Annotated in this window: 18 protein-coding genes; 15 read left to right on the plus strand and 3 right to left on the minus strand. The window is 69.8% G+C overall.

The window, feature by feature from the left end; genetic code table 11:
- From VFL28_05815 to ybaK, 5 genes are all read left to right on the plus strand, one after another.
- A partial coding sequence (locus tag VFL28_05815; GenBank protein ID HET7264167.1) for an ABC transporter permease occupies nucleotides 1-815 on the plus strand: 815 nt, incomplete at its 5' end.
- A gap of 57 nt (nucleotides 816-872) precedes the next feature.
- On the plus strand, nucleotides 873-1,376 hold the full coding sequence (locus tag VFL28_05820; GenBank protein ID HET7264168.1) for a cupin domain-containing protein: 504 nt from the start codon (nucleotides 873-875) through the stop codon (nucleotides 1,374-1,376).
- On the plus strand, nucleotides 1,373-2,965 hold the full coding sequence (locus VFL28_05825; GenBank protein HET7264169.1) for an ABC transporter substrate-binding protein: 1,593 nt from the start codon (nucleotides 1,373-1,375) through the stop codon (nucleotides 2,963-2,965). Before VFL28_05820 ends, VFL28_05825 begins: the two co-directional genes overlap by 4 nt.
- 48 nt (nucleotides 2,966-3,013) lie before the next feature.
- Complete coding sequence (locus VFL28_05830; protein ID HET7264170.1) at nucleotides 3,014-4,282, plus strand: M20/M25/M40 family metallo-hydrolase; 1,269 nt, start codon at nucleotides 3,014-3,016, stop codon at nucleotides 4,280-4,282.
- 1 nt (nucleotide 4,283) lies between these two features.
- Nucleotides 4,284-4,772 (plus strand): Cys-tRNA(Pro) deacylase, encoded by a 489-nt coding sequence (ybaK, locus tag VFL28_05835; GenBank protein HET7264171.1) that lies wholly within the window; start codon nucleotides 4,284-4,286, stop codon nucleotides 4,770-4,772.
- 7 nt (nucleotides 4,773-4,779) lie between these two features.
- Here the strand turns inward: ybaK and VFL28_05840 are convergent, their stop codons facing one another.
- Together VFL28_05840 and VFL28_05845 are read right to left on the minus strand one after the other, a co-directional pair.
- Complete coding sequence (locus VFL28_05840; GenBank protein ID HET7264172.1) at nucleotides 4,780-6,213, minus strand: FAD-binding oxidoreductase; 1,434 nt, start codon at nucleotides 6,211-6,213, stop codon at nucleotides 4,780-4,782.
- Nucleotides 6,214-6,332: 119 nt separating this feature from the next.
- Complete coding sequence (locus VFL28_05845; GenBank protein ID HET7264173.1) at nucleotides 6,333-7,154, minus strand: CPBP family intramembrane glutamic endopeptidase; 822 nt, start codon at nucleotides 7,152-7,154, stop codon at nucleotides 6,333-6,335.
- A gap of 149 nt (nucleotides 7,155-7,303) precedes the next feature.
- On the opposite strand from VFL28_05845, the gene dnaX reads away from it, so the two are divergent.
- The 7 genes from dnaX (at nucleotide 7,304) to VFL28_05880 (ending at nucleotide 13,402) form a co-directional block, all read left to right on the plus strand.
- The gene (dnaX, locus tag VFL28_05850) at nucleotides 7,304-9,082 is read left to right on the plus strand and encodes a DNA polymerase III subunit gamma/tau (GenBank protein HET7264174.1); all 1,779 of its coding nucleotides are present in this window, start codon (nucleotides 7,304-7,306) and stop codon (nucleotides 9,080-9,082) included.
- Nucleotides 9,083-9,096: 14 nt separating this feature from the next.
- Complete coding sequence (locus tag VFL28_05855) at nucleotides 9,097-9,411, plus strand: YbaB/EbfC family nucleoid-associated protein (GenBank protein HET7264175.1); 315 nt, start codon at nucleotides 9,097-9,099, stop codon at nucleotides 9,409-9,411.
- Between the two features lie 11 nt (nucleotides 9,412-9,422).
- A complete protein-coding gene (recR, locus tag VFL28_05860) occupies nucleotides 9,423-10,040 on the plus strand; it encodes a recombination mediator RecR (protein HET7264176.1) in 618 nt (205 codons plus the stop codon).
- 76 nt (nucleotides 10,041-10,116) lie between these two features.
- Nucleotides 10,117-10,710: a ribonuclease H-like YkuK family protein gene (locus VFL28_05865; protein ID HET7264177.1), complete on the plus strand. Its 594-nt coding sequence runs from the start codon at nucleotides 10,117-10,119 to the stop codon at nucleotides 10,708-10,710.
- Nucleotides 10,707-12,113: a 3-isopropylmalate dehydratase large subunit gene (gene leuC / locus VFL28_05870; GenBank protein HET7264178.1), complete on the plus strand. Its 1,407-nt coding sequence runs from the start codon at nucleotides 10,707-10,709 to the stop codon at nucleotides 12,111-12,113. The genes VFL28_05865 and leuC overlap by 4 nt, the downstream gene beginning before the upstream one ends.
- Before the next feature lies 1 nt (nucleotide 12,114).
- Nucleotides 12,115-12,735, plus strand: coding sequence for a 3-isopropylmalate dehydratase small subunit (gene leuD / locus VFL28_05875; protein ID HET7264179.1), 621 nt, complete (start codon nucleotides 12,115-12,117; stop codon nucleotides 12,733-12,735).
- Nucleotides 12,736-12,808: 73 nt separating this feature from the next.
- Complete coding sequence (locus VFL28_05880) at nucleotides 12,809-13,402, plus strand: TetR/AcrR family transcriptional regulator (protein ID HET7264180.1); 594 nt, start codon at nucleotides 12,809-12,811, stop codon at nucleotides 13,400-13,402.
- Here the strand turns inward: VFL28_05880 and VFL28_05885 are convergent.
- Nucleotides 13,399-13,893 (minus strand): DinB family protein, encoded by a 495-nt coding sequence (locus VFL28_05885; GenBank protein ID HET7264181.1) that lies wholly within the window; start codon nucleotides 13,891-13,893, stop codon nucleotides 13,399-13,401. The genes VFL28_05880 and VFL28_05885 overlap by 4 nt on opposite strands.
- An 89-nt stretch (nucleotides 13,894-13,982) precedes the next feature.
- On the opposite strand from VFL28_05885, the gene VFL28_05890 reads away from it, so the two are divergent.
- The 3 genes from VFL28_05890 to VFL28_05900 are packed head-to-tail and all read left to right on the plus strand — an operon-like array spanning nucleotide 13,983 to nucleotide 16,175.
- A complete protein-coding gene (locus tag VFL28_05890) occupies nucleotides 13,983-14,879 on the plus strand; it encodes an AraC family transcriptional regulator (GenBank protein HET7264182.1) in 897 nt (298 codons plus the stop codon).
- Nucleotides 14,876-15,367: a pyridoxamine 5'-phosphate oxidase family protein gene (locus VFL28_05895; protein HET7264183.1), complete on the plus strand. Its 492-nt coding sequence runs from the start codon at nucleotides 14,876-14,878 to the stop codon at nucleotides 15,365-15,367. Before VFL28_05890 ends, VFL28_05895 begins: the two co-directional genes overlap by 4 nt.
- A gap of 37 nt (nucleotides 15,368-15,404) precedes the next feature.
- Nucleotides 15,405-16,175, plus strand: a complete 771-nt coding sequence (locus VFL28_05900) for a creatininase family protein (GenBank protein HET7264184.1) — start codon at nucleotides 15,405-15,407, stop codon at nucleotides 16,173-16,175.
- Nucleotides 16,176-16,383: the final 208 nt, after the last annotated feature.

Here is a 16,383-nt window from a genome sequence, read left to right on the forward strand (position 1 = left end):
GGCTGCGGCGCGACTGGCCCGCGGCCGCGGCCGCGGGCTTCCTCGTGCTGCTGTTGGCGGCCGCGCTCGCGGCGCCGTGGATCGCCCCGTACGGCTACGATCGCCAAAACCTCGATCAGGCGCTGCAGGGACCGAAGCCGCTTCACTGGCTCGGCACGGACCAGTTCGGCCGGGACCTGTTCAGCCGGCTGCTGCACGGCGCGCGTATTTCGCTGACCGTCGGCTTTTCCGCCGTGGCCGCGGAGTCGGTCGTGGGCGTCGCGTGGGGGACGGTGGCGGGCTTCTACGGCGGCCCGGTGGACGCGGCGCTGATGCGGATCGTCGATCTGCTGATCGCGTTTCCGTCGCTGCTGCTCGCGGTCCTGGTCACAGGCATCTTCGGGCCGAGCCTGCTCAACATCGTCCTCGCGCTGACGATGACCGCCTGGCCCGCGATGGCGCGGACGATCCGGAGCGAGGTCGTCTCGCTCCGCGAGCGGGAATATATCGAGGCCGCCCGCGCGATCGGCGCGCGGCCCGGCCGGCTCCTGCTGCGGCACCTCGTGCCGAACGCGGTACACCTGCTCGCGGCGCGCGCGACGCTCGACGTGAGCGCGCTCGTGCTGACCGAGGCCACGCTGAGCTTTATCGGCATCGGGGTGCAGCCCCCGCGGCCGAGCTGGGGGCTCATGATCAACGAGTCGTTTCAGTACCTGCAGAGCCACCCGTACCTGGTCATCGTGCCGGCGACGGCGCTGTCGTTCACGGTGATCGCTTTCAACGTGCTGGGGGAGTCGCTCGCCGAGCGGCTCGACCCGCGCCAGCGCCGGCGTTAATTACCACTGGCACCGGTCGCGGAGCCGGCCGGCGATGATCCGCAAAGGGGGACGTTCATGACGGCGCAGGGGAAGGCGAACCGCAAGATGCGCAAGTTCGTCGAGCGAATCCACTACGTCAAGGCGGCGGTCGACAGCCGCCGGCGCGCGACGAAGCGCGCGATCCGGTCGCGCGCACTGCGCTGGGAGGACAACCTGCACGGCCGCAGCGCGTACATCGTCGACTCGGTTACCGGCTTCGACTCCAAGAACCTGGCCATGTTCATTCGTGAGATTCCGCCGGGCGCGGCCACCGGCTCCCACCACCACAACTTCGAAGCCGTGGCCTACGTGCTGGACGGCCGCGGCCACGACGTGCACGACGGCAAGACCGTCCGCTGGCGAGCCGGCGACGGGCTCTACATTCCGCCGATGGTCGTGCACCGGCACGTCAACGACGATCGGACGCGGCCGGCGCGCCTGCTGTTCATCGCGAACTGGCCGCTGCTCAACCATCTGGGGATCACCAGTTTCGTTCAACTCGCCGAAAAGCCGCGGGCGGCGCGGCGGCGCGTCCGATGATGCGCCTCCGGCTGCTCGCCGCGGCCGCAGCGGCGGCCTTGCTCTCGGCGCCGGCGATCGGCGCTCCGGCCGGGACTTCCGGATCTGTGTTCCGTACCTACGCGGTCGGCGAGGCGCCGTCGCTCGACCCTCACGTGGCCGCCGATTTCACCGGCGCGACGGCGGCATGGTTGACGCAACTGCGGCTCGTGACGATCGACAACGCGGGGCGCCTCCGGCCGATGGGCGCCCGAAGCTGGACGGTCACGGGCGGGAGCCTCGTCTATACGTTCGCGCTGGATCCTCGGGCGAAGTTTCACACCGGCCGGCCCGTGACCGCGACGGACTGGAAGTGGTCCTTCGACCGGCTGGTCCGGCCGGAGACAACGAGCGGGGCTGTGCAGGCGCTGCTCGGCGGCGTGGTCGGCTTCGACGCGGTGCACTCAGGCGCCGCGGATTCGCTGGCCGGCGTCCGGGTGGTGAACCCGACGACGCTGCAGATTGCGCTGCGCCCCGAAGGGCGCGGCGGGTTTCTCTACCGGCTCACCTCGTATCAGGCCGTGGTGCTGAACCGTGAGGAAGTGGAGGCCGGCGGGCGCGGGTGGTTCGAGAAGACCGACGCGGGCGCGGGACCGTTCCGGCTCGTGCGCTGGGAGCACAACAGCCGCTTCGTGTTCAACGCCGTGCCCGACTTCTTCTTGGGGGCCCCCAAGGTCGCGACGATCGAAATGCTGATCGTGCCGTCCGAGCAGACGCGACTCAACATGTACGAGGCGGGAGATCTTGACGAGACCAACGTGCCCCTGGCGGACTACGGCCGCATCTCGCGCGATCCGAAGTACCGCGGGCAACTGAAGCTCTTCCCGCGCGCGCAGAGCATATACATGGGTCTCAACGGTGCGGTCTACCCACCCTTCAGGGACGTCCGGGTCCGGCGCGCAGTGGCGCAGGCCGTCGACCGCGAGCGAATCGCGAAGACCGTCTTCTTCGGATTCTACACGGCCGCGTACACGATCACGCCGCCGCAGGTCCCGGGCACCGATCCCAACGTCAAGACGCTGCTCTACGATGCCGCGGCGGCCAAACGGCTGCTCGCGGAGGCGGGATGGGCGGGGCGCATGCCGCCGCTCACGATGGCCCTCAACCCCGCGGCGCCGGACTATCAGATGGCGGCCGAGGCGAGCGCCGCGATGCTCAAAGACGCGCTCGGGCTGGACGTGCGGCTGCAGCGCCAGGAGTTTGCCGCCTTCCGCGCGTCGCTCAACCGCCGCACGGTGTTTCAGTCGTTTATGACGGGCTGGACCGCGTCGTTCCTCGACTACAGCGTCTATCTGGATCAGCTGCTCGACAGCCGGAGCGGTTTGAATGCCGCCAACTACAGCAGCCCGGCGGTCGACGCGCTGATCAACGAGGCCAACGGTGCCTCCACGGAGACGGCGCGGGAGGCGGCCTACCGCAAAGCGGAGGCGGAGGCAATGGGCGATGCGGCGCTGGTCCCGATCGTCTTCACGCATTGGGCGGTGCTCGTGAAGCCGTACGTCCGCGGGTTCGAAGGCTCGCCGCTGGGGCTCGGCTGGACGGATCTCAGCGGCGTCTCGGTGCACCGGTAGACGGACACGGGCGCGCTCACCGAACGCATCCGCCGCGCCGGCGAAACCGTGCTGCCGGAGATCGTCGCCCGCCTCCAGGCCGCGGTGCGCACCGAGAGCGTGAATCCCGCGCAGGGCGGGGCGGGCGAAGGCGCGCTGCAGCAGATGCTCGCCGGCGAGCTCGAGCGCCTCGGCTGCCGGGTCGAGTCGTGGGAGCCGGACGCCGAGGCGGTCGTCGCGCAGTATCCGTTCATGCGCGGGTTCGTGCCGGCGCAGGGCTTCCGCGGCCGGCCGAACGTCGTCGCGTGGGCGCCGTCCGTTGACATACCGGACGGCCGCCGCGCGCGGCTCCTCCTGAACAGCCATGCGGACACGGTGCATGCGGGCGATCCCGCCGCGTGGTCGTCCCCGCCGCTGTCGGCGGCGGTGCACGACGGGCAGGTGTGCGGCCTCGGCTCGGCCGACGCCAAGGGCTGCCTCCTTTCGTTCGTCGGCGCGTTCATGACGCTGCGCCGGGCGGGGCTCGTGCCCCGGTGGCCGGTGGCGATTCACTCGGTGGTCGACGAGGAAGCGGGCGGCGCGGGGACTCTGGACTGCCTCCGGCGCGGCTACACGGCGGACGCCGCGGTCGTGGGCGAGCCGACCGGCCTCGTCGTCTGTCCGGGATCGCGCGGCTCGACGTCGTTGACGCTTCGCGTCACCGGACGGCGGGCGCATCCGGGCGAGGGCTGGCGCGGCGTGAATGCGATCCACCAGGCGTGGCGGTATGCCGTCGCCCTCGAAGCGCTGCGCGACGATCTCGACCGCACGGCGATGCATCCGCTGTGGCAGCCGCTCCCGCAGGGGCGCGTCTGGAACCTCATGTCGCTCAACTCCGGACCGGCCGGACGCGCGGTCCCCGATGTGTGCGAGCTCCACTACAACGTCGGCATGATCGGCGGCGACCGCACCGGAGAGATGCGGCGCGCCGTGGAAGCGGCGCTCGCGCGCGTGACCGCCGCGGCGCCGTGGACGGCGGAGCACCCGCCCGCGCTGACGTGGCAGGACGCGCCGATGGATCCCGCGGTCACCGAGCCGGCGCATCCGGCCGTGGCCGCGTTTGCCGCCGCCGGCCGAGACCTGGGCGAGGCCCCGATCGTGCGAGGGTTTTCCGCGATCACGGACGGCCGTCATCTCGTGAATTCCGGCGGCATCCCGGCGATCAACTTCGGACCGGGTGAGATCTATCGCGGGCACAGCCCCGACGAGATGGTGCCCGTCGACCAGCTGCGGCGCGCGGTGACGTGGCTCGCGTCGTTTATCGCGGCGTACTGCGGGGTCGAGCAGCGGTCCTGGTGATGTGAAAACCGTCGCCGCGCACCTTCTCGACCGGCTGCGGATTCCGTACGAGGTCCGCGAGTATGCGTACTCCGAGGACGATCTCGATGCCGTCACCGCGGCGGCCAAAGTCGGCCTTCCGCCGGAGCGGGTGTTCAAGACGCTGGTCGTGCGCGGCGACAAGACCGGCGTCGTCATGGCGTGCATCCCCGCCTCGGCCGATCTCGACCTGAAGGCGCTCGCGGCCCGGTCGGGCAACAAGCGAACCGAGATGGTGCCCGTGAGGGAATTGCCGGGTCTGACGGGTTACCAGCGCGGCGGGGTGTCGCCGCTGGGCGGCAAGGGCCATGCCGCCGTGTTTATCGACGAAAGCGCCCGCGGCCTGGACCGGGTCAGCGTCAGCGCGGGCCGCCGCGGGGTGCAGCTGCTGTTGTCGGGCGCCGGCCTCATCCGCGCCACCGGCGGCCGTGTCGCGCGCCTGACTCGGGCGCGGGCGGCCGGCGCCGATTGAGACCGCCCTAGGCGAGCGACGGCGCCGCCGGCCGGATGTTTTGGTTCACACGGAAGAAATTCGCCGGATCGTAGCGGTGCTTGATCCCGGCCAGCCGATCGTAGGTGTCGGCTCCGTACGCAGCGCGAACGCGGTCGGCCCCTTCGTCGCCGAGGAAGTTGAGATACGGGGCGCCGGTCGCGAACGGCTGGACGGCGTCAAACGTCCGGCGCACCCACGCGATGTGCGGATCCGGCTGCTCGCCGGCGGTCCACAGCCCGACGATGTTCATCGCGTACCGCGGCGATCGATGCCGGAAGGCGGTCGCATCGGGGGCGACGCGGCCGACCGCGCCCTCGAGGTGGTGGATGTGCAACGTCGTAAACGGCGACAGCGAACGCATCTTTGCCGTCTCCGCGACGAGAGCGTCGATCGCGGTGTCCGACAGGTCCGCCACGTAGTGCGTTTTCCAGTATGAATGGATCCCGCGCGGTGCGCTGGCATCGAACATACCCTGGAGGATGCGGTACGGCACCGGTCCGACGTGCGCAACCTCCGGGGGACCGAACGCGATGAGCGGCTGCGCAACCCGCTGTCCACCCTCCACGGATCCCGCATAGCATGCGGCGACCGCGATCATCGGCGTGCCGTGTAGCCGCGCGGGTATGAACGGGAGGGGCGGCGCGGTGATGAACGCCACCATCGACGTCATCTCGTCCGGCAACGTGGCGGCCCAGCGGTTGTAGAACCGCAGTACCTCGCGGGCCTTCGCGGCCGGGTGGAAGACGGCGCCGCCGAGGACGACCGGACCCACCGGATGAAGGCGGTACTCGAACGAGGTGACGATGCCGAAGTTCCCGCCGCCGCCGCGCAGGGCCCAAAAGAGGTCGGGATGGCTCGCGCTGCTCGCGGTCAGGAGCCGGCCGTCCGCCGTCACGACGTCCGCGGAGATCAGATTGTCGCTGGTGAGCCCATGCTTTCGCATGAGCCATCCGATGCCGCCGCCGAGCGTGAACCCCGCGATCCCCGTCGTCGTCACGAGCCCGCCGGTCGTCGCGAGTCCAAAGGCCTGGGTCTCGCGGTCGAACTCGCCCCAGGTAAGACCCGGCTGGGCGCGGGCCGTCCGCGCCTCCGGATCGACCCGCATCCCTTTCATCGCAGACAGGTCGATCACGATCCCGCCGTCGCACGTGCCGAAGCCGGCGACGTTATGCCCCCCGCCGCGCACCGCCGTCAGCAGGTTCTGCGACCGAGCAAAACGCACGGCGGTCAGGGTGTCGGCAACGCCTTTGCACCGGGCGACGACGCGCGGGCGCTTGTCGATGTAGCCGTTCCACACCGAGCGGGCGGCGTCGTACCCGCCGTCTCCCGGGACGACCACCTCGCCCGCCAGTTGCGTGCGGAATTCCTCGATCGCCTTCTCCCCCGGATCGCCCGTGCGGCTTTCCGCTCTGCCCGTCATTCCTGAGACTCCTCCAATGCGCGCCATCGAGGCGCAGGCCCGCGTGACCCGAGAGCTCCGCTCTGAAAGAATAATACTCGTACGATCGGCTGTCGTTCCTTCACCACGGCGGAAACGGGCTACGGGCCGATCGCCGACGTCTGGTAGAAGAGAAAGAGCGCGGCGAGATTGTTGAGGCCGTGCGCGATCATGCCGGGGACGATCGAGCCCGTAAACTCGTACAGGTAGCCGAGGACGAGGCCGAGGATCAGGATCGGCAGCAGCTCCACGGCCTGAAGGTGCGCCGCGGCGAAGAAGAGCGCGCTCACGATGACCGCCGCGTGCCGGCTGAGCGACCGCCGCAGCGCGCCGAGCACCAGGCCGCGAAAGAAGACCTCCTCGCCGATCGGCACGACCACGCCGACCACGAAGGTGAGCACCGCCATCTCCGCGCCGGCGTGCAGGTGCGGCAACATCCGGTAGATCGGGCTGCGCTGCTCCTCGCCGTTCACGTACTTGGTCGCGGCGGCCCCGCCGATGTTGAGCGCGATGAGCGTGATCGTCAGGTTCTGGCCGAGGCCGTTGCCGAGGACTGCGGCGACCGATGCGCCGAGGCCCTGGAACACCCGCGTGCGCGCATGGTCGACCCGCAGCCCCAGCGCCGCGATCGGCAGACGGTACTTCACCGCCGCGAGATACAGCGCCGCCGCGACGAAGGACGCATCCTGGCCGAGCGCGAGCGCCATGACCAACCAGAACGGCGGAAGCGACGTCGCGGCCCCGTGGGGCAGCAGCAGACCGGCGAGCGGCAGCGTGCCCGCGAAGAACAGCGTCACCCCGACGACTTCCACCAGGCCCCAGGTGGTGCGACCCGTGGGGCGGACGATCAGATAGAGCGGAACGGCGGCGCCGACGAACGCGACGCCCGCGACGGCCCACAGCACCGCGTGGACGGAACGCATTCGGCGGCGGGCATCGGCGAAGACCAGGATCGCGGCGGCGAGCGAAAAAATCGCGAGGATCCGCGGCGAAATAGGCCACCTCCAGGAGTGCGGGAAAGGTTCGGCGAATACGGGGCGAGACCTGCGCGAGGTGACGTTCGCTGTCCCACGTGTCTTTCTACCGCAAGTGGCGTCCGCAGACGTTTGAGGACGTCGTCGGCCAGGAGCGCGTCACCCGCACGCTCCAGAACGCCATCGCGGCCGGCCGGATCGTGCACGCGTATCTCTTCTGCGGCCACCGCGGCAGCGGCAAGACGACGACCGCGCGCCTTCTCGCCAAGTGCCTCAACTGCGTGCGCGGCCCGACGCCTACCCCGGACAACACCTGCCCCTCCTGCATCGCGATCGCCACCGGGAGCTCGCTCGACGTGATCGAGATCGACGCGGCGAGCAACCGCGGCATCGACGAGATCCGCGACCTGCGCGAGAAAGTGCGGCTGGTGCCGGTCGAAGGCCGCTACAAAGTCTACATCATCGACGAAGCGCACATGCTCACGACCGAGGCGGCGAACGCGCTGCTGAAGACGCTTGAGGAGCCGCCGCCGCACGCGGTGCTCGTCCTCGTGACGACGGAGCCGCACCGGCTGCCGACGACGATCACGTCGCGGACGCAGCGCTTCGACTTCAAGCGCATTCCGCAGACCACGATGGTCGAGCGGCTCCGCAGGATCGCGAAGGCCGAGTCGCTGGCCGTCGACGACGACGCGCTCCATCTCGTCGCGCGGTCCGCGGACGGCGCGCTGCGCGACGCCGAAGGCCTGCTCGACCAGCTGAATGCGTTCTGCCGCGGCCGGATCACGAAGGCGGACGTCCTCGCGGTGCTCGGGGTCGTCGACGAGGACGTCGCGCACGAGATGGCCCAGGCGATCATCGACGGCGACGCCGGCGGGTCCCTCGTGCTTGCCGGGAAGCTTCTCGACGAAGGGCGCGACGTGCGTCAGGTCCTGCGCAGCCTCGTCGACCAGTTCCGGGATCTGCTGGTGGTCGCGGTGATGCGCGAGCCCCAGGCGATCCTCGAGACGACCGACCAGCGGCTCCGGGCGCTGCGGGCGCAGGCGGCGGGCGTCGCCCCCGGTGTGATCGCGCAGTACATCCGGGTTCTCGCCGCGGCGGAGGCCGAGGCCCGGGCCGCGACGCAGCCGCGCGTCACTCTCGAGATGGCGCTCCTGCGCGCGTCGCGGCCCGAGCTCGACCCGTCGATCGAGAGTCTCGCCGCGCGCGTCGCCGCGCTCGAGCAGGGCGGGGGGGCTGCTCCTTCCACCCCCGCGGGGGCGGAACCCGGCCAGGATCGCTCGACGCCGGGCCGGTCCGCGCCGGACCGCCCCGCCGCCGCGGACAAGCCGGCGCGAAAACCGCCGCGCTCGGCGTTCGCGGGATCGACGCCCGTGGAGATCGCCGGCATGCCCCCGGCCCCCGGGGTCGCGACAGCCGCTGAAGCGCCGCCCTCACCTGTCTTTGCGGCTCGGGCCGATTCGGACGCGCCCCTCACGATCGACGGCCTCAAGGCGCGGTGGCCGGCCGTGATGGACGACGTGAAGCAGCGCACACGCGCGGTGCACGCCTACCTGCTCGAGAGCGCGCCCCGCGGCGTGGCGGACAACGAGGTCCTGCTCGGCGTCCGCCACCCGTTCCACCTGGAGCGCCTGGAGGAGGCCAAGAACCGGGGTGTCGTCACAGACGCGCTCACGCGCGTGCTGGGCGCGGCCTACCGGCTTCGGTTCATGCTCGACGAGACCGCGGAGACAGACGTGCTGCCGGCGGGCCCGCCGGCGTCCGGGGAGTCCCCGCCGGGGGCCTCCTCGGGGGAGGCGCAGGCGTCGCGCACCCTCGTCGACGAAGCAATCCGGCGCTTCGGCAACCCGGTGCAAGAAGTCCGCCGCCTGGAGTAGCCGCCGTGTTCAACATGCAGAAGATGATGAAGCAGGTTCAGAAAGTCCAGGCGGACATGGCCCGCGCGCAGGAGGAACTCGCGCAGGAACGCGTCGAGGCGACCGCGGGCGGCGGCGTGGTCCGCGCCGTCGCGAACGGCCACGGCGATCTGCTCGAGGTGAAGATCGACCCCGCCGCCGTCGACCCGAGCGACGTGTCCCTCTTGGAAGACCTCGTGCTCGCCGCGGTCGGCGAAGCGCTCCGCAAGGCGCGTGAGTTGGCGGCGGAGCGAATGAAGGCGGTGACCGGCGGGCTGTCGCTGCCCGGGTTGCCCGGACTCGGCCCGTAGTCCACCGCCCCGTGTCGGTTTACGCGGCGCCGCTGCAGCGGCTGATCGACGAGCTCGGCAAGCTTCCTACGATCGGTCCCAAGACCGCGCAGCGGCTGGCATTCTACATGCTGTCGATGAACCCGGCCGACGCGCAGGCACTGGCGCAGGCGATCCTCGAGGCCAAGCGCCTCATCCGCTACTGCTCGATCTGCGGCAACATCACGGACGTCGATCCGTGCGCGATCTGCTCGAGTGATCGTCGCGACCGCGCGGTGATCTGCGTCGTCGAGGACCCGCGCGACATCGCGGCGATGGAGCGGACGCGCGAGTTCTCCGGCGTGTACCATGCGCTCGGCGGGGCGATCTCTCCGCTCGACGGCGTCGGCCCCGACGACCTGCGGATCGCCGAGCTCCTGCGGCGCGTGTCGCCGAGGCCGGGTGAGACCGACGGGCCGGTGAAGGAAGTGATCATCGCAACCAATCCCCGCGTCGAGGGCGAAGCGACCGCGCTGTACCTGTCGCGGGTGCTGAAGCCGTTCGGCGTGCGCGTCACCCGCATTGCACACGGCCTGCCGGTCGGCGGCGACCTCGAATACGCGGACGAGGTGACGCTCGCCCGCGCACTCGAGGGCCGCCGCGAACTCTAGCCGCGCACAACCGGCGCGGCGGCGCGAGCGCTTCTGCCAAGGGTTTCTGATATACTGAAGCGCAGGAGCACAACCGATGGAGTTCATATCGCCGACGCACGGCAAACTGAGCTTCGACCGGATGTTCGCGCACATCGTCCAGTACATGGAAGAGGAGCGCGACCAGCAGTACAACCTGATCATCGGGACGGACTCGCTGCTCGGTGACGACACATGTTTCGTCACCGCGGTGGTGATCCACCGGGTCGGGCACGGCGGGCGGTACTTCTACCACCGGTTCCGCAACCGGAAGATCGAGAGCCTCCGGCAGCGGATCCTGTTCGAGACCTCGTTGAGCCTCGAGACGGCGAGCCAGATCAGCGCGGAGCTCGCGAAGAACGGTTACAGCGAACTGCCTTTGGAGATCCATCTCGACGTCGGCGACCGGGGCGAGACCAAGCGGATCATCCGCGAGGTCGTCGGCATGGTCCAAGGCAGCGGATACGCCGCGGTGACGAAGCCGGACAGCTATGGCGCCAGCAAGGTCGCGGACCGCGAGACCGGCAAGATGGGGGTCCGTCCGCGGCCGCTGCCGCGTCCAAAGCGGACCGCGCCGGTGGAGCCGAAAGGCACGGCCGGCGGTCCCGCCGCGGATGAGGACGCCGCGCCTCGGACCGAGGGGGAGTCATGAGCGGAAAGACGCTCGCGGCAAAAATCTGGGACGCGCACGTCGTCGCGCGGGGCGAGGGCGAGCCGGACCTGCTCTTTGTCGATATGCACCTCGTGCACGAGGTGACGTCGCCGCAGGCGTTCGAGGGGTTGCGGCTCGCCGGCCGCAGGGTGCGCCGGCCCGACCTGACGTACGCGACGCTCGACCACAACGTGCCGACGACGCCGCGCACCGAACCGATCGCCGATCCGACGAGCAAGGTCCAGGTGGAGGCGCTCGAGCGCAACGCGGAGGAGTTCGGCATCCGGCTCGAGGGCATGCTGAGTCCGCGCCAGGGGATCGTGCACATTATCGGTCCGGAGCTCGGCCTCACGCTCCCGGGTCTGGTGATTGTGTGCGGCGACAGCCACACCGCCACGCACGGCGCGTTCGGAGCGCTCGCGTTCGGGATCGGCACGAGCGAAGTCGAGCACGTGCTCGCGACCCAGACGCTTCCGCAGCAGCGGCCCAAGACGATGCAGATCTCCGTCGAGGGCGACCTGCCGCGCGGCACCACGGCCAAGGATCTGATCCTCGGCATCATCCGGCAGAACGGCGTGGGCGGCGGGACGGGGCACGTCGTCGAGTACACCGGCGCGGCGATCCGGACGCTCTCGATGGAAGGCCGCATGACCGTCTGCAACATGACGATCGAAGGCGGCGCCCGGGCCGGTTTGATCGCGCCGGACGAGACGACGTTCAGGTACGTCGAGGGCCGCCCGTACGCCCCGAAGGGGGCGGCGTGGGAGGCCGCGCTCGAGGCGTGGCGGGCGCTTCCCACAGACCCGGACGCGCGGTACGACGCGACGGTTCGGATGGACGCCGCCACGATCGAGCCCTTCGTGACGTGGGGCACCAACCCCGCGCAGGCGGAACCCGTGACCGGGTGTGTGCCGGATCCGGCCGGCCAGACCGACCCCCAGGCGCGCGCCGCGGTGGCACGCGCGCTCGAGTACATGGCCCTGCGCCCGGGGACGCCCATTCAGGACATTGCGATCGACCGTGTGTTCATCGGGTCGTGCACGAACGCCCGGCTGGAAGATCTTCGCGCGGCGTCTCAGGTCGTCGCGGGGCGGCGCGTGAGCCCGAAGGTCCGAGCGATGGTGGTGCCCGGCTCGCAGATGGTCAAGGCGGCGGCGGAGCGCGAGGGGCTCGACCGCATCTTCACCGAGGCGGGGTTCGAGTGGCGCGAAGCGGGCTGCTCCATGTGCCTCGGCATGAACCCGGACATTCTCGGCCCGGGCGAACGGTGCGCGTCGACCTCCAACCGGAACTTCGAAGGCCGACAGGGTCCGGGCGGCCGCACGCACCTCGTGAGCCCGACGATGGCCGCGGCCGCGGCCATCGCCGGCCACTTCGTCGACGTCCGCGAGTGGAGGGTCTAGGATGGAGCCGTTTCGCACCCACAACGGGGTCGTCGTGCCGCTCGGCATCCCGGACTGCAACACCGACCTGATCACGCCGGCGCGGTACCTCAAGCGGATCGAGCGGACCGGCTACGGCGACGTGCTCTTCTACAGCATGCGCTACCGCGAGGACGGCTCTCCGAATCCGGACTTCGTGCTCAACAAGCCCGAGTACCGCGACGGCACGATCCTCGTCGCAGGCAGGAATTTCGGCTGCGGGTCGTCGCGCGAGCATGCGCCCTGGGCGCTCCAGGACTACGGGTTCAAGGCGGTCATCGCGCCGTCGTTCGCGGACATCTTCGCCAACAACTGCGCCCAGATCGGCCTGCTGACGATCGTCCTGCCGGAGGCGCGGGTCCGCGAGATGCTCGACATGGCGTCGACCCGTGAAGGCTATCAGATCACGGTCGATCTTGCGCGCCAGACCGTCACGGACGCGTTCGGCCGGACGGACCGCTTCGAGATCGATCCGTTCAAGAAGCACTGCCTGCTGAACGGCCTCGACCCGATCGCGCTCACCCTGCAGCACGAAGACGAGATCGCGGCGTACGAGGGTGCGCGGCAGGTCTGGATGCCCAAGGTCGCGGCAGGCCAACCCTAAGCCGCGCGTTCAGCCCCGCCCGGTCGGCGTGTCCAGGCTTGACAAGTGAACGATTACTCACGATATTCTCGCCATGGCCCGCTCCGGATCCGTCACCAGAAGCCGGCTCGTTCGGACGACGCGGCAGCTGATCGAAGACCGCGGCATCGCGCGGGTGACGACGAAGCAGATCGCCCGGGCCGCCGGCGGCGCTGAAGAAACGATCTTCCGGCACTTCCCTCGGAAAGAGGACCTGCTCCTGGCGGCCGTGTTCGTCGACGTCCCGGCTTTCCAGGAGTCGCTTGCGATCGTCAGCGGCGAGACGCCCCGGGGACGGCTTCGGCGCCTCTGCCTAAATGTGATCCGGTTCTTCGAACAAATTACACCGGCCGCGGTCGCGGTGCTCTCCGACGCGGAACTCACCCGCCGGCACCGCGAAGTCGTGCGCGGGCGGAACGGCGGATCTCAACGCCTCTACGCCGCGGTGGCCGAATTTATCGAAACCGAGCAGGCGCGCGGGGGCCTGCGGTCGGATCTATCGCCGGCGCAGGTGGCCTCCGCGCTGGTGGGGCCGTGTTTCTTCTGGGTGTTCACCCGGCTGTCGCTCGGCAAGAACGCGCTGAGAATGACGGATCGACAGTTCGTCGCCGGAGTCCTCGACGTGCTCTGGGACGGCCTGCATCCCTAGCGCCCGGCCCGTGGCGACGCCCGCCGCAGCGCTTCCCGATAGAGTTTCCTCGTAAGCAGGATCTGCCCGACGTGGTAGGAATCGTGGGCCGCGGCGCCGAGCAGCAGCCTCGCGAGCGTGTACCTGCCGCTGCACGACCCCGCGAAACGCTCCGGTTCGATCTTGAGAATTGCTGCCCGCAGCCGCCGGTGGAGCCGCGCGAGATCGTCGATCGAGCGGCGAAGCTCAGCGGCGCTTCGGCCCGCGACCGGCCAAGCCTGGGGGTGCGGCGGACGCTCGCCGGCCACGCGGCGGACGATGTACCCCTTCCAATAGGCGAGGTGATTGATCTGCTCCCACACAGAGTGCGTGTGGCGTCCCGGCCGCCACACCGCCTCCTCGACCGACAGTCCCTTTATCGCGGCACGCACCGATTTGTGCGCCCAGTTCCAGGCGGCAAACGTCGTCTCGTGCAGCCACAGGACATCGTCGCGGACCAGCCCAGGAGCCATGTGATCTCCTTTCTGCGCCCGGAGCGATGGCTGGCCCCGTGCCGTGTCCCGGTGCTAGATTGTTATAAGGCGGACCAGAGGCGGGAATCTTGGCGAAAATTGCGGCCGTCCTGGACGATGCCCTGGCGAAGCGCGCCCTCGAAGGCGGTCCGGGACGGTTGACGGCGCGGGTCCTTGCGGAAGGTCGGGAGTGGTCGGTGTCCGACGTGGTGTGCACGTCCGGCCCGCAGGACCGTCCGTTTGAAGAACAGCACGACGATATGTTTATCAGCCTGGTCGTCGCGGGCAGCTTTCAATATCGCGCCGCGGCCGGATACGATCTCTTGACGCCGGGGTCCCTCATGTTGGGAAACGCCGGTCAGCGTTTTGAATGCCGACACGACCACGGTGCCGGAGACCGCTGCCTGTCGTTCGCCTACACGCCAGAATACTTCGAGCGTCTGGCGTCGGCCGCCGGCGCGGGCGGGGACGGCCATCGTTTCCGGGTGGTCAGGGTCCCGCCGCTGCGTGCCCTGACGCCGTTGGTCGCACGCGCCTGCGCGGCGCTCGTCGCGGCGGGGGATATGGGTTGGGAAGAACTGAGCCTTCTGGTCGCCGCACACGCCGTTCAGCTTACGCGGAGGGCTCGCCCGGACGCGCCCACAATGCCGTCACGGGCGGAGGCCGGCGTCGCCGCGGCGGTCCGAACCATCGAGCGTCAACCGGACGGCAGGCTCACCCTGGCGCGTCTCGCGCAGGAGGCCGGCCTCAGCCCGTTCCATTTCCTCCGCGCTTTCGAACGCGTTACGGGCGTCACGCCGCACCAGTATGTTCTGAGAACCCGGCTGCGCAACGCGGCGCTGCGGTTGTCGGAGGGCCCCGCGAAGGTGGTGGACGTCGCGTTGGACAGCGGCTTCGCCGACGTCTCGAACTTTAACCGCGCGTTCCGCGGAGAGTTCGGCGTCAGCCCGAGCGGGTACCGAGCGAGGCCGGCGCCGCTGCCATGACCGACGACGTGCGGCCGTTCATCGAGATCCAGGACCGGAGCTACGATCAGGCCGGCGTGGGCATTCGCGAGTCGTTTCCGCGCGGCGCCGCCATGGATCTGCCGCGCATGGCCGCGTTTTTGGACCGCCGCCGCTACGGGGTGCTGGCCACGGGGCGTCCGGACGGGCGGCCGCACGCGGCGCCGATCGCGTTCAGCGTGTGGCGGGGAGCGTTCTGGATCGCGACGGTTCGAGGCGCGCGGCTTCGCAATCTTCGAAGCCGGCCGTACGCGTCGGTCGTTGTGATGGAAGGCGACGCGCGGCCGGAGCACCGGGCGGTGATTGCGGAAGGTCCCGTTGTGGTCCACGACGGCGCCGGCATTACAGAGACGGAGCCGGCGTTCGGCCGGAGCTGGCGGCTGCGCTTTGGGAGCGAGCCAACATGGGCCGCGGCGATGCTCGAACTGCGGCCGGCGCGCGTCTTTTCCTTCGACGGTTCGATGGAGTAGGCGGCGGCGCCGCCGCAACACGGAAGGGGGCGGAGCGGTGAAAGATACGGTGTTGCTCGAACACATGTCGTGGCCTGAAGTTCAGGAAGCCATCGGCGACGGAGTGCGAACGGTTGTCATCGTAGTGGCGTCGATCGAGCAACACGGACCGCACCTGCCCACCATGACCGATACAGCGATCGGCTACGCGGTGGGCGAGCGCGTCGCGCGGAAACTCGACCGGGCGCTGCTTGCGCCCGTGATCCGGCCGGGCTGTTCCGATCACCACCTCGCGTTCCCGGGAAGCCTTTCCGTCCCCCGCGAGACGCTGATCGAGACCGTCCTCGCGTACGTGCGGTCGCTCGCGCCGCATGGGTTTCAGAACTTCGTGCTCTTCTCCTCGCACGGCGGCAACTTCGACGCGCTGGAAGAGGCCGCGCGGCGTTTGCGGGACGAGTGGACGTCGAAGCAGGTCCGGATCGCCGCCTACGCGGGCCGCGCCGCGCTGCTCGAGATGATGCAGGTGATGAACGCCGCCGCGGAGTCCCTCGGCGTGCGCCAGGACGTCGACGCCCTTCACGCCGAGCTGACCGAGACGTCGGTTATGATGGCGAAGCACCCCGCCCTCGTGGCGCGCGACCGTCTGGAGCAGGGGAAAATGGGCCGTATCGACACGGACGACCTGTTCAGGCGCGGCCTCAGGGCGATCACGCCGAACGGCATCATGGGGGACGCGCGCGCCGCCACACCGGAGATCGGCGCCGCGGTACTGGAGCGGTTGTCGGACCATCTCGCGGCCTTCGCCCGCCGTGAGCTCGGCGCCGGATAGAACCGGATGGGGACGTCCGGTTCGGAGGAATGGGAGGGCGCCGTTCGTGCTGGAACTCCACACCTGTCCGCCCGGTAACCGGTGCCGTCCTAAGTTGCGGCGAATCGCCCAATCGCAAACAGACTGAGATCGAACGGGCTTCGGCCGTCGAGCGCCAGATCGGCCATGATCTCGCCGACCACGCTGCAGAACTTGTAGCCGTGGCCGG

Source organism: bacterium (assembly GCA_035691305.1).
Classification (GTDB): Bacteria; Sysuimicrobiota; Sysuimicrobiia; order Sysuimicrobiales; family Segetimicrobiaceae; genus DASSJF01.

What these genes read in the sequence shown, in the direction of transcription:
- VFL28_05855 (HET7264175.1), top strand. Translation starts at nt 9,097, where the DNA reads ATGCAGAAGATGATGAAGCAGGTTCAGAAAGTCCAGGCGGACATGGCC.
- VFL28_05820 (HET7264168.1), top strand. Translation starts at nt 873, where the DNA reads ATGACGGCGCAGGGGAAGGCGAACCGCAAGATGCGCAAGTTCGTCGAG.
- VFL28_05885 (HET7264181.1), bottom strand. Translation starts at nt 13,893, where the DNA reads ATGGCTCCTGGGCTGGTCCGCGACGATGTCCTGTGGCTGCACGAGACG.
- VFL28_05840 (HET7264172.1), bottom strand. Translation starts at nt 6,213, where the DNA reads ATGACGGGCAGAGCGGAAAGCCGCACGGGCGATCCGGGGGAGAAGGCG.
- leuC (HET7264178.1), top strand. Translation starts at nt 10,707, where the DNA reads ATGAGCGGAAAGACGCTCGCGGCAAAAATCTGGGACGCGCACGTCGTC.
- VFL28_05865 (HET7264177.1), top strand. Translation starts at nt 10,117, where the DNA reads ATGGAGTTCATATCGCCGACGCACGGCAAACTGAGCTTCGACCGGATG.
- leuD (HET7264179.1), top strand. Translation starts at nt 12,115, where the DNA reads ATGGAGCCGTTTCGCACCCACAACGGGGTCGTCGTGCCGCTCGGCATC.
- VFL28_05845 (HET7264173.1), bottom strand. Translation starts at nt 7,154, where the DNA reads ATGCGTTCCGTCCACGCGGTGCTGTGGGCCGTCGCGGGCGTCGCGTTC.
- VFL28_05880 (HET7264180.1), top strand. Translation starts at nt 12,809, where the DNA reads ATGGCCCGCTCCGGATCCGTCACCAGAAGCCGGCTCGTTCGGACGACG.
- VFL28_05895 (HET7264183.1), top strand. Translation starts at nt 14,876, where the DNA reads ATGACCGACGACGTGCGGCCGTTCATCGAGATCCAGGACCGGAGCTAC.
- VFL28_05825 (HET7264169.1), top strand. Translation starts at nt 1,373, where the DNA reads ATGATGCGCCTCCGGCTGCTCGCCGCGGCCGCAGCGGCGGCCTTGCTC.